The following is a 12,412-nucleotide window of genomic DNA, read 5'->3' as shown; positions in this document are numbered from 1 at the left end:
TCCCCACCGTGATCGTTCCCACGCTCTGCGTGGGAACGATCAACAGATCAGCGTTTTACCGTGAGATCTACCTGAGTCATTCGGCTGCGCACGGTGAACACGCCGTCACCGGAAAGAATCGCACTGCGCGCAAACAGGCGCCCGCTCTCCCAGTTCGAAAGGCCCAGTTCCGGCTTGTTCAACGCGTACTGGCCATCGACCCAACGGGTGATGCCGTTGCCTACGAACGGCGCATTCACCGCGTTGTAGAAGCGTTCCTGAACCGCCGCCGCCTCGCTGATCAACGACACGGTGAATTGCGGGCTGTAACGGTTGAACAGCGCAATCGCCTGATCCAGATCGTCGACAATCATCAGGCTGACTTCCGGGGTTTCTTCCCATTCCCACTCGCGGCCCAGGTCCGACTCGGGCAAGGATTCGGCCAGCGCTTCGGTCTGGTAACCCTCGGCGCGATAAACCTCGACCGTTGCGTTCCGCCATTCGCTTGGCAGGCAACTTTCACTGCCCGCGACGATGTGCAATTTGCAGCCTTGGCCGCGCGCAGTACCGGCGTCTTTCAAAGCTTCGAGGAACAGCGGCACCAGCTCATCGGCGCGTTCGCGCTGAATCAGGCAGACGTTCAGGGTATTGCAGACCTTGCGGTCCAGCGAGTTGCGCACCACCGCCGCGAAGCGTGTGGCATCGGCATCACGGTCGGCGATCAGCCACGCACCGCCGGTGCCGTGCAGGCTGACGGCAGTGCCGGCCTGCTGGGCAATGCTGCCCAACTGGCTGACCGCACGGCCCGAGCCGCGCGCCACCGCCAGCGACAGACGCCGATCGGCAAACATCGCCCAACCGGCGGCGTGATTGACACTTTCGACCAACGACACCGCCCCCACCGGCAAACCGGCTTCGGCCAGCGCCGGGTTCAAGGCGTGAGTGACGATAGCTTGCGCAGTGCCCAACGCATCGCTGCCGATGCGCAGCACAGCCGTATTGCCGGTGCGCAACACGCCGGCGGCGTCGGCAAATACGTTGGGACGGCCTTCGAAGACAAACGCGACGATGCCCAGCGGCGAGACGACTTGCTCAACCTTCCAGCCGTCGTGCTCGACACTGCTGATCACTTTGCCACGCGTGGGCGGCGCATCACGCCAGGCGCGCAGCCCGGCGATCATGTCGCGGCGCATGCGTTCATCGGCGAGCAAGCGTGTGGTCGAGCGACCGCGCGCCTTGGCCCGCTCGATGTCGGCGCGGTTGGCGGCTTCGATCTGCGTCCAGCACTGAGGATTTTCCAGGCGCTGGGCAAACAGGTCGAAGAATTGGCTGATGGCTTCATCGGACACCGCCGACAACGCGGTGAATGCCGCAGCCGCACGCTCGATTGCCACCGAGGCGGCCCGCTGATCGGCCACGGGGATCAGCAACAACTCGCCACTGACCTGCTCGACCAGCAGATGGTCACCGGGCTGAAACCGCGCGGCCAGTTCGGGGCTGACCACGGTGACACGGTTACCAGCGAAAGGGATCGGCGTGCCAGCGACTAGACGTTCGAGCGCAAGAGACATGAAGCGGATTCACCATGCAGAGGGCGGCCGGAAAATGTAGCGGATTACTGGCTGAAATACACCTCCTCAAACACTAAAGAACCCTGTGGGAGCTGGCTTGCCAGCGATAGCGGTGGTTCAGGCAAATTTATAGTGGCTGACAGGGCCTCATCGCTGGCAAGCCAGCTCCCACAGGGTCATGTGGTGTTCAGGTGGGTCAGAACACCGACCAGCCAATCCTTGAGCTCAGCAACTCCAGCGCCGCCATCCCCGCCAGCGAGTTGCCGGCCGCATTCAACTCCGGCGACCACACGCACACGCTGAACTGTCCCGGCACTACCGCAACGATGCCGCCGCCGACCCCGCTCTTGCCTGGCAGGCCGACGCGATAGGCGAAATTGCCCGCCTCGTCGTACAAACCGCTGGTGGCCATGATCGAATTGACCTGCTGGGTCTGGCGGCGCGTCAGGATCTGCTCGCCGCTGTGCTTGCAGAACCCGTCATTGGCCAGAAAGCAGAACGCCCGGGCCAGATCGATGCAGTTCATGCGCAGCGCGCAGTGGCTGAAATAGCTGCGTAACACCGCTTCGACATCATTGTGGAAATTGCCGAACGACTGCATCAGATACGCCATCGCCGCATTGCGCGCGCGATGCTGGTATTCGGAGTCGGCGACCTTGCCGTCGATCATGATTTGCGGGTTGCCGGACAGACGTCGGACGAAGTCGCGCATCGACAGTGTCGGCGCGGCGAAGCGCGACTGGTTGATGTCGCAGATCACCAGCGCACCGGCATTGATGAACGGATTGCGCGGGCGGCCGCGCTCGAATTCCAGTTGCACCAGCGAGTTGAACGGCTGGCCGGACGGCTCGTGGCCAAGCCGCTCCCAGATCGCTTCGCCGGAATGATCGATGGCCTGCACCAGGCTGAATACCTTGGAAATACTCTGCACCGAGAACGGCGTTTCAGCGTCGCCGGCGCAATACATTTCGCCATCGTTACTGTACACGGAGATGCCCAACTGGTTGGCCGGTACCGTGCCGAGGGCGGGAATATAGTCAGCAACTTTGCCCTGCCCGATCAGGGGCCGGACGGCGTCAAGGATCTCGTTCAACAGCGCTTGCATGCCGGGTTCCGAAAGTCTCGCCCCATGGGATCGCGGGGACACTGGGGCTAGACGCTGCGCCCGCCGGTCGCATCACACCGGCAAGCATCCAGCAGAATGTTCTAGGCTGAAGCGGACCATTCAGACACAGGAGAGCACCATGCACCTCGAAGGCTCCTGCCATTGCGGCGAAGTCACGTTCAGCCTCGACAGCGCCCATCCTTATCCCTATCAACGCTGCTACTGCTCAATCTGCCGCAAGACCCAGGGCGGCGGCGGTTATGCGATCAACCTTGGCGGCGACGCGACCACTCTCAAGGTTCGCGGACGCAAAAACATCAGCATCTATCACGCGAAGATGAAAGCTGACGGCGATAAGCGCGCCCATCGCAGCAGCGCCGAGCGTCACTTCTGCTCGCTGTGCGGCAGCGGCCTGTGGCTGTTCAGCCCGGAGTGGCCGGAGCTGATTCATCCATTCGCCTCGGCGATCGACACGCCACTTCCGGTGCCGCCGGAACACACGCACCTGATGCTTGGCTCGAAAGCGCCGTGGGTTGAGGTGGAGGCCAAGCCGAAGGATCAGCAGTTTGATGAATATCCTGAAGAGTCTATTGCTCAGTGGCATGAGCGACTGGGTGTGACCCGCTGAACACCGCGCCCTTCGCGAGCAGGCTCGCTCCCACATTTGGATTGCGATCACCTGTGGGAGCGAGCCTGCTCGCGAAGGGGCCGGGTCAGGCAATATCAATCAGTCCAGATGCGCCCAGGTCATTCTGAACAACGCCCCGCCCCACACCGATTCGCCAACCTCAACCTGCCCGCCATGGGACTGCGAAACCCGCCGCACCAGCGCCAGGCCCAGTCCGAAACCACCGGTGCGCCGGTCGCGGCTGGCATCCAGTCGCGAAAACGGTTCGAAGATTTTTTCCCGTCCCTCCAGCGGCACACCCGGCCCGTCATCGCTGACCCGCACTTCATAGTCATTGCCGTTGCGCAGCAGCGACACCTCAACGCGCTGCTCGGCATAGCGAATGGCGTTGCGCAGAAGGTTGATCACCGCGCGCGCCATGAAACGCGGTTCGATGCTTACGGTGTCGACCTGGCAACCCGCGATCGTCAACTGCACGCCCACTGCTTCGGCCTCAAGCGCCACACTGCCGACAACGCTGTCGAGCCAGTCGGCCGCATGAATATTCTCCCGTTTGATCACTGTCGCGCCGTGTTCAAGGCTGGCGTACGTCAGCAGCTCCGAGACCATCTCCTCCAGCTCACCGAGGTCCGCGTACATGTCGGCGATCAGCTCGCGATTCTGGCTCGCGTCGGGTTGCTGTTTAAGCTGATCGAGCTCGAACGACAGCCGCGCGATCGGTGTGCGCAATTCGTGCGACACCGCATTGGTCAGCTCGCGCTGATTGGCAATCAGCCCCTCGATGCGCGCCGCCATCAGATTGAAGTGCTCGGCCAGATCGCGGATGTTCGAGCGCCGCGACAACTGAATGCGCACCGACAGATCGTTGTCGCCGAAACGCTCGGCCGCCAGCCGCAGCTTTTCCAGATCGCGCCAGTGCGGGCGCACCCAGAAAAACAGAACGATGCCGATCAGCACTGCGAGCATCATGTACGCCGCGGTGATGTAGAACGGCATCAGGCTCGGCTCCGGCGGCAGCTTGATGCTGAGCAATTGCGAGCCGCCATCGATGTTGCTGATGAACTGCGTGTAATCGTCGCGGATCACCAACAGGTTCCGCGCGAGCTCGGCTTTTTCCTGCGGTGTCAGGGCCAGTTGATCGGCCTCGACCAGACTCAGCGACAGACCATAGTGCGCGCGCAATGAATCGAGTTTCTGTTCACGCTCGGCCCCTTGGCGGCCTTGCAGATGATCGACCAGCGACCACGCCTGACCGCGCACGGCTTCACGGTTGTAATCCTGCGTCTGGCTGTCGAGCAACGCGTTGAAGGTGTGCTCGACCGTCTGCAAGGCCAGCACCAGACCCACCGTCATCACCAGAAACAGCCCGAGGAACAAACGCAGCATCTACAACTCCCACGCGAACGGATTGAACAGATAGCCCTTGCCCCACACGGTCTTGATGCACACCGGCTCGCGAGGGTTGTCCTTGAGTTTGTTGCGCAGTTTGCTGATGTAGACGTCGACGCTGCGGTTGAGGCCGTCGAAAGCGATGCCGCGCATGCGATTGAGAATGTCATCGCGGGAAAGAATCTTGCCCGCCGCGCTGGCGAGCAACCAGAGCAATTCGAACTCCATGGTGGTCAGCTCGATCAGCTCACCGGTCAGGCGCACTTCCCGGCAACTGCGGTCGATGCTCAATTGCCCGAACTCAAGGAAACTGACGACGCTGGTGTCCGGCGTCTGCCGCCGTTGCAGCGCCCGCAGCCGCGCGAGCAATACCGGCGGCTTGATCGGTTTGATCACGTAATCGTCAGCGCCGGACTCCAGACCGAGGATGTGATCGAGGTCGTCTTCCTTGGCGGTGAGGATCACGATCGGCGTGTCCGAGACACTGCGAATTTCCCGACAGACCTGCAAACCGCTCTGCCCCGGCAACATCAGGTCGAGCACCAGCACTTTCGGCTTGAATTCCAGGAATGCAGCCATGGCGAGATCGCCGCGATGCACCGTGCGCACCTCGTAGCCGTGTTGTTCAAGAAAGTGTGCGATCAGTGCGGCGAGACGCTCATCGTCTTCGACCAGCAGGACTTTGCCAAAACCCAGGTTATCCATAACAACCGTTGCCAAGCCAAACGTGGAAGGGCCGATATTATGCTGGCATTCATCGCACAGGCGATCACGGCAGACAGCAAAAACCGGCCACTTGGGCCGGTTTTCGGTGATGTTTCATACTTTTAAGATTTTTTTACAATCCGACAATGATGTCCGATTGAATTGCGGACCTCTGTAGGAGCTGCCGAAGGCTGCGATCTTTTGATTTTCGATTTGTAAAAACAAGATCAAAAGATCGCAGCCTGCGGCAGCTCCTACCCGATCATGCGGCGACCGGCACACCGCTGTGGAAGCGGAATTCCTCGTCCGGCGATTCGATCAGTTCCTGCTCGGCCGCACGGACGCGCTCAATCACCTGCGCGACATCCTTGGCATCACCATACTGATAGGCCAGTTTCAGATAACCCTGAAAATGCCGCGCCTCGCTTTTCAGCAAACCGAAATAAAACTTGCCCAGCTCTTCGTCCAGATGCGGCACCAGTGCTTCGAAACGTTCACAGCTGCGCGCTTCGATGAAGGCACCAACCACCAGCGTATCCACCAGTTTCACCGGTTCGTGGCTACGCACCACTTTGCGCAGGCCCGAGGCGTAACGGCCGGCGTGCAGCTGACGCAGCTCGATCTTGCGCCGCTTCATGATGCGCATGACTTGCTCGTGGTGCACCAGTTCTTCCCGGGCCAGGCGCGACATCATGTTGATCAGGTCGACATGGGCGTGGTACTTGGCAATCAGGCTCAGCGCCGTGCTGGCGGCCTTGAACTCGCAGTTCTTGTGATCGATCAGCAGGGTTTCCTGATCGGCCAGTGCCGCCTGGACCCAGGCGTCGGGGGTGCGGCAGCCAAGGAATTCGTGGATTTCGGGAAGGATCATGGGGCTCACGGTAAAAGGTGTTCGAGCGAAGGGCGCCGATTATACCGGCCTGCCCGCAGACCACCAGCGGCGGCTGTTGATATGCATCAAGTCGCAGACGTTCGGGTAGCAACTATAGTTGTGCAACGCCGTGCCTTTTCTTTGCTGGAGACTCCGCTCATGCAAGCCATTCGCAGCATTCTGGTGGTCATCGAACCTGAACATGCAGAAAGCCTGGCGCTCAAACGCGCCAAGCTGATCGCCGGTGTTACCCAGGCCCATCTGCATTTACTGGTGTGCGACAAGAAGCATGACCATGCCGGCCTGCTCAGCGTGCTCAAGGCTGCATTGCTCGCCGAAGGGTACAGCGTGACCACCGAACAGGCGTGGAACGAGAGCCTGCACGAAACCATCATCGATGTGCAGCAGGCCGAGGGTTGCGGCCTGGTGATCAAACAGCACTTCCCCGACAGCTCGCTGAAAAAAGCCCTGCTGACCCCGGCCGACTGGAAGCTGCTGCGCCACTGCCCTACCCCGGTGCTGCTGGTCAAAACCGCCGGTTCGTGGAAAGACAAAGTGATTCTCGCCGCCGTCGATGTCGGCAATGCCGATGGTGAGCATCGGCATCTGCACAGCACCATCATTGATCACGGCTACGACATCGCCAGTCTGGCCAAGGCGCATCTGCGTGTGATCACCGCGCATCCGTCGCCGATGCTCTCGGCGGCAGACCCGACGTTTCAGCTCAAATCGACCATAGAAGCCAAATACCGCGAGCAGTGCCGGGCGTTTCAGGCGGAGTTCGATGTCGATGACGAGCACCTGCACATCGAGGAAGGCCCGGCGGATGTGTTGATCCCGTTCATGGCGCACAAGCTCCAGGCGGCGGTGACGGTGATTGGCACCGTGGCGCGCAGTGGTTTGTCAGGCGCGTTGATCGGCAATACGGCGGAAGCGGTGCTGGATACCCTGGAAAGCGATGTGCTGGTGCTCAAGCCGCAGGAGGTTGAGGATCATCTGGTGGAACTGACGGCAAAACACTGAGGATTGCCATGTCTGACTGGCGCTTTCGCGAGCAGGCTCGCTCCCACATCTCGAATGCATTTCCCTGTGGGAGCGAGCCTGCTCGCGATGCTTCTAGGCGCCGAAGGCGTCTTTCAGAAAGCCCGGGGCGATGTAGCGCTGATAATGCGCTTCCGACAGCAGGAAGAATTCCCGATCAATGGCATCGCGCAGTTCCGGCAGGTTCCAGTCGCGGAATTCCGGCAGCAACACCATCCCGTACGCCTCGAGATTAATGATCACCCGCGCCCCCCGGGCGATCAGCTGATAGGCCCAGCAATATTCCGACTGATGCGGTACGAAGCGGATCTTGCGCTGTTCGAGCTGCTCGCGCAGGCGCGCCGGATCGAAGATCTCGACTTTGCTCGCCATCACTTGTGACAGCAATTGCTCCAGACGCAGCCACACCGCACGTTTTTCCTCCTCGTTGTACCCGTTCCAATGGATCACTTCGTGGTGGAAACGCTTGCAGCCACGGCACACCAGGTCACCGTAAACGGTGGAGCAGAGGCCGACGCAGGGGGTCTTGATGGTCTGATTGGGCATAAATGGGCAGAACACTGAAACGCGGAACAGGCAGGCATGTTAGCCCTTTGTCGGGCATTGATCACCCCTCAAACAGCAAGGTCTCGCCAGCGTCGCAGGTTTGCTCCGGCCGCGCTGATTGCCACGAAAGTCCAATAGAGCGCGACTTACCTTTAAATTTTTTTTGCCGTAGAATCAGCCAGCCTTTTAAGGCGCCAATGTCCGTTAGAAGCTGTTTTCAAAGCGTCACGAGCACAGTCGTTCCTTCAGAGCGGTGTTGGCGAAGGGTTTTTCCAGCGGGGAAAAGCCCAACGCCAACCCTCATCAGCTCCCCGTTCTGCAGGCGTAAAACTTTGAAAGCAGCTTCTGTAAGGAATTGCCGGTAATTCTGGCCGAACGACCCACAACGTCGTGAGGCGCATGAGTACGGCAATTTCGGGATGAGCGTCCCGGACACCCATTTGGGACCACTGATGAGGGTAATAACTGTGCTTGAAGCCTACCGCAAACATATCGAAGAGCGTGCAGCCCTGGGTATCGTTCCCCAGCCGCTTAACGCCGAACAAACAGCAGGCCTGATCGAGCTGCTGAAGAACCCTCCGGCTGGCGAAGAAGCTTTCCTCGTTGACCTGATCACCAATCGCGTACCGCCTGGAGTGGACGAAGCCGCTTACGTCAAGGCCGGTTTCCTGTCTGCCCTGGCCAAGGGCGAAGCCACCTCCCCTCTGCTGGACAAGAAACGCGCTGTAGAACTGCTCGGCACCATGCAGGGCGGCTACAACATCGTCACCCTCGTTGAACTGCTGGACGACGCCGAGCTGGCGCCAGTCGCCGCCGAAGAACTCAAGCACACCCTGCTGATGTTCGATGCCTTCCACGACGTCGCTGAAAAAGCCAAGAACGGCAACGTTCACGCCAAGGCCGTGCTGCAATCCTGGGCTGACGGCGAGTGGTTCAAGAAGCGCCCGGTGCTGGCCGACAAGATCAGCCTGCGCGTATTCAAGGTCACCGGCGAAACCAACACCGACGACCTCTCCCCTGCGCCAGACGCCTGGTCGCGTCCTGATATCCCGCTGCACGCCCTGGCCATGCTGAAAATGGCCCGTGACGGCATCGTTCCGGACGAGCAAGGCAAGACCGGCCCGATGAAGCAGATCGAAGAAATGCGCGGCCAGGGCTTCCCGATCGCCTACGTCGGTGACGTGGTCGGTACCGGTTCCTCGCGTAAATCGGCCACCAACTCGGTGCTGTGGTTCTTCGGCGACGACATCCCGTACGTGCCGAACAAGCGCGCTGGCGGTTTCTGCTTCGGCAGCAAGATCGCTCCGATCTTCTACAACACCATGGAAGATGCCGGCGCCCTGCCGATCGAGTTCGACGTGTCGAACATGAACATGGGCGACGTGATCGACCTGTACCCGCACGCTGGCAAAGTCTGCAAGCACGGTACCGACGAAGTCATCACCACTTTCGAAATGAAAACCCCGGTGCTGCTGGACGAAGTCCGTGCCGGCGGTCGTATCCCGCTGATCATCGGCCGTGGCCTGACCGAGAAGGCTCGCGCCGAATTGGGTCTGCCGCCGTTCGACCTGTTCAAGAAGCCGGAAGCTCCGGCTGAAAGCACCAAGGGTTTCACCCTGGCGCAGAAAATGGTCGGCAAGGCTTGCGGTCTGGCAGAAGGCCAGGGCGTGCGTCCTGGCACCTACTGCGAACCGAAGATGACCACCGTGGGTTCTCAGGACACCACCGGTCCAATGACCCGTGACGAACTGAAAGACCTGGCGTGCCTGGGCTTCTCCGCTGATCTGGTGATGCAGTCGTTCTGCCACACCGCGGCTTATCCAAAGCCGATCGACGTGACCACCCACCACACCCTGCCTGACTTCATCATGACCCGCGGCGGCGTTTCCCTGCGTCCGGGCGACGGCATCATCCACTCGTGGCTGAACCGCATGCTGCTGCCGGACACCGTCGGTACCGGTGGTGACTCGCACACCCGTTTCCCGATGGGCATCTCGTTCCCGGCCGGTTCCGGTCTGGTCGCGTTCGCCGCTGCCACTGGCGTCATGCCGCTGGACATGCCGGAATCGATCCTGGTGCGCTTCAAAGGCAAGATGAAACCTGGCATCACCCTGCGTGACCTGGTTCATGCCATTCCGTACTTCGCTATCCAGAACGGTCTGCTGACCGTCGAGAAGAAAGGCAAGAAAAACGCCTTCTCCGGCCGCATCCTGGAAATCGAAGGTCTGGAAGGTCTGACCCTGGAGCAGGCGTTCGAACTGTCCGACGCCTCGGCCGAACGTTCGGCTGCCGGTTGCACCATCAAGCTGTCGAAAGAGTCGATCACCGAGTACCTGCAGTCCAACATCACCCTGCTGCGCTGGATGATCGGCGAAGGCTACGGCGATGCGCGTACCCTGGAACGTCGTGCTCAAGCGATGGAAGCCTGGATCGCCAATCCTGAGCTGATGGAAGCCGATGCCGACGCCGAATACGCCGAAGTCATCGAAATCGATCTGGCCGAGATCAACGAGCCTGTGCTCTGCGCGCCGAACGATCCGGACGACGCCCGTCTGTTGTCCAGCGTTGCTGGCGAGAAGATCGACGAAGTGTTCATCGGTTCGTGCATGACCAACATCGGTCACTTCCGCGCTGCCGGTAAACTGCTGGATCAGGTCAAGGGTCAGCTGCCAACCCGTCTGTGGCTGTCGCCGCCGACCAAGATGGACGCTCATCAACTGACCGAAGAAGGCTACTACGGCATCTACGGCAAGGCCGGCGCACGCATGGAAATGCCAGGCTGCTCGCTGTGCATGGGTAACCAGGCACGCGTTGAGCCGAACAGCACCGTGGTCTCGACGTCGACCCGTAACTTCCCGAACCGTCTGGGCGACGGCGCGAACGTCTACCTGGCCTCGGCCGAGCTCGCGTCCGTTGCTTCGATCCTGGGTCGCCTGCCGACCGTCGAGGAGTACATGGAATACGCTGGCAAGATCGACAGCATGGCGGCCGATGTCTACCGCTACCTGTCCTTCGACCAGATCGCCGAGTTCCGTGAAGCTGCTGCGAACGCCAAGATCCCGGTCGTTCAAGCCTAACGCTGCAAGGCCATAAAAAACGCCGCCCATCGTGAGATGAGCGGCGTTTTTTTATGCCTGCCGGGCAAGCATTCTGATCGTTCCCACGCTCTGCGTTGGAACGCAGCCCCGGACGCTCTGCGTCCCCAAGCGTGACGCAGAGCGTCACAAGAGGCATTCCCACGCAGAGCGTGGGAACGATCAGTGACAGGTCAGACAGCCAGCTTGTAAACCAGCGCCGAAATCGCCACCAGTCCCACCGCGGTAACAAACACGTTCGACGCCTGACCGCGATAGCGCGCCATCGCTGGCACCTTGCGAATCGCGTACATCGGCATCAGGAACAGAATCGCCGCAATCACCGGCCCACCGACCGTTTCGATCATGCCCAGGATGCTCGGATCAAGCGTTGCGACGATCCAGCAGATCACCAGCATGAACGCCGCCACGATGCGATCCAGCGCCTTGGCGCCCGGACGTTTGCCGCTCTTGACGATCAGGCCCTTGAGGCCTTCGCTGGCCCCGATGTAATGACCGAGGAACGACTTGGAGATCGCCACAAACGCAATCAACGGCGCCGCAAACTCGATGGTCGGGTTGCTGAAGTGGTTGGCCAGGTACGACAGGATCGACAGATTCTGCTCTTTTGCCTCAGCCAGTTGCTCTGGCGACAGGGTCAGCACGCAACTGAATACGAAGAACAGCACCAAAATGACCATCAATGCATGAGCGCTCGCGAGGATCTGCGAGCTGCGCTCGTCAGCATGCACACCGTAACGACGCTTCTGGTCCATCGCGAACGCCGAGATGATCGGCGAATGATTGAAGGAGAACACCATCACCGTAATCGCCAGCCACAGCGTGTGCAGCAGCGCTGACGGCGCCGGCACTTGCGAGGCGGTGGCGAGGATGCCGCCGTTCCAGTGCGGAATCAGGTACACGGCGAGGAACAGCAGCGCAACGATGAACGGATAGACCATCAGGCTCATGGCCTTGACGATCGCCTGCTCACCGCAACGCACCACGGCCAGCAGCCCGAGAATCAGCACGAACGACAGCAACGCGCGCGGCGGTGGCGTGATGTGCAGTTGGTGTTGGAGGAAACTGGCGACCGTGTTGGTCAGGCCGACACTGTAGATCAACAGGATCGGGAAGATGGCGAAGAAGTACAGCAGCGTGATCAAGGCACCGGCCTTGATACCGAAATGCTGCTCGACCACTTCGGTGATATCGGCACCTTCGCGACCGGACAGGACAAAACGGGTCAGGCCACGGTGCGCGTAAAACGTCATCGGGAAGGCCAGCAGCGCGAGGATCACCAGCGGCCAGAAGCCACCCAATCCTGCGTTGATCGGCAAAAACAGGGTGCCGGCGCCAATGGCCGTCCCAAACAGTCCCAGCATCCAGGTGGTGTCCTGGCGATTCCAGCTCGAAAGTTCAGCGGGTGCTGCTGCGTCGAAGCGCTTTTCGAGGCTATTGGCCTGATCATTCATCCGGTCGGATCTCCGCATTCCGGTCACT

10 protein-coding genes are annotated in these 12,412 nt (G+C 60.6%); 3 read left to right on the top strand and 7 right to left on the bottom strand.

The window, feature by feature from the left end; all coding sequences use genetic code 11:
• Window positions 1-47: 47 nt before the first annotated feature.
• Together ACZZ0K_RS08400 and glsB are read right to left on the bottom strand one after the other, a co-directional pair.
• The gene (locus ACZZ0K_RS08400) at window positions 48-1,550 is read right to left on the bottom strand and encodes an aldehyde dehydrogenase family protein (RefSeq protein WP_463559049.1); all 1,503 of its coding nucleotides are present in this window, start codon (window positions 1,548-1,550) and stop codon (window positions 48-50) included.
• Between the two features lie 196 nt (window positions 1,551-1,746).
• A complete protein-coding gene (glsB, locus tag ACZZ0K_RS08395; protein WP_258706843.1) occupies window positions 1,747-2,655 on the bottom strand; it encodes a glutaminase B in 909 nt (302 codons plus the stop codon).
• Between the two features lie 139 nt (window positions 2,656-2,794).
• Here glsB and ACZZ0K_RS08390 point away from each other — a divergent pair, with 139 nt between their 5' ends.
• On the top strand, window positions 2,795-3,283 hold the full coding sequence (locus ACZZ0K_RS08390) for a GFA family protein (protein ID WP_137214906.1): 489 nt from the start codon (window positions 2,795-2,797) through the stop codon (window positions 3,281-3,283).
• 99 nt (window positions 3,284-3,382) lie between these two features.
• Here the strand turns inward: ACZZ0K_RS08390 and ACZZ0K_RS08385 are convergent, their stop codons facing one another.
• The 3 genes from ACZZ0K_RS08385 to ACZZ0K_RS08375 all read right to left on the bottom strand — a co-directional run bounded on the left by ACZZ0K_RS08385 (window position 3,383) and on the right by ACZZ0K_RS08375 (window position 6,248).
• A complete protein-coding gene (locus tag ACZZ0K_RS08385) occupies window positions 3,383-4,669 on the bottom strand; it encodes an ATP-binding protein (protein ID WP_252882210.1) in 1,287 nt (428 codons plus the stop codon).
• On the bottom strand, window positions 4,670-5,377 hold the full coding sequence (locus tag ACZZ0K_RS08380; RefSeq protein WP_016775114.1) for a winged helix-turn-helix domain-containing protein: 708 nt from the start codon (window positions 5,375-5,377) through the stop codon (window positions 4,670-4,672).
• 262 nt (window positions 5,378-5,639) lie between these two features.
• Window positions 5,640-6,248 carry a MiaE family protein gene (locus ACZZ0K_RS08375; RefSeq protein WP_041480839.1) on the bottom strand — a complete coding sequence of 203 codons (609 nt, stop codon included), beginning with the start codon at window positions 6,246-6,248 and terminating at the stop codon, window positions 5,640-5,642.
• Between the two features lie 159 nt (window positions 6,249-6,407).
• Here ACZZ0K_RS08375 and ACZZ0K_RS08370 point away from each other — a divergent pair, with 159 nt between their 5' ends.
• Entirely contained in the window at window positions 6,408-7,271 is an 864-nt protein-coding gene (locus ACZZ0K_RS08370; RefSeq protein WP_258706844.1) for a universal stress protein, read from the top strand.
• 93 nt (window positions 7,272-7,364) lie between these two features.
• Here ACZZ0K_RS08370 and ACZZ0K_RS08365 read toward each other — a convergent pair whose 3' ends face one another.
• Window positions 7,365-7,835: a DUF1289 domain-containing protein gene (locus ACZZ0K_RS08365; protein WP_024013275.1), complete on the bottom strand. Its 471-nt coding sequence runs from the start codon at window positions 7,833-7,835 to the stop codon at window positions 7,365-7,367.
• A 467-nt stretch (window positions 7,836-8,302) separates the two neighbouring features.
• Between ACZZ0K_RS08365 and acnB the strand changes: the two genes are divergently transcribed.
• Entirely contained in the window at window positions 8,303-10,912 is a 2,610-nt protein-coding gene (gene acnB, locus ACZZ0K_RS08360; RefSeq protein WP_039763151.1) for a bifunctional aconitate hydratase 2/2-methylisocitrate dehydratase, read from the top strand.
• 191 nt (window positions 10,913-11,103) lie between these two features.
• On the opposite strand, the gene ACZZ0K_RS08355 is transcribed toward acnB, so the two are convergent.
• The gene (locus ACZZ0K_RS08355; RefSeq protein ID WP_258708207.1) at window positions 11,104-12,384 is read right to left on the bottom strand and encodes a serine/threonine transporter; all 1,281 of its coding nucleotides are present in this window, start codon (window positions 12,382-12,384) and stop codon (window positions 11,104-11,106) included.
• Between the last annotated feature and the right edge of the window lie 28 nt (window positions 12,385-12,412).

Source organism: Pseudomonas sp. AC255 (genome assembly GCF_979258175.1).
Note: the sequence above shows the minus strand (reverse complement) of the source record. Positions and strands in the feature narration are given on the sequence as shown.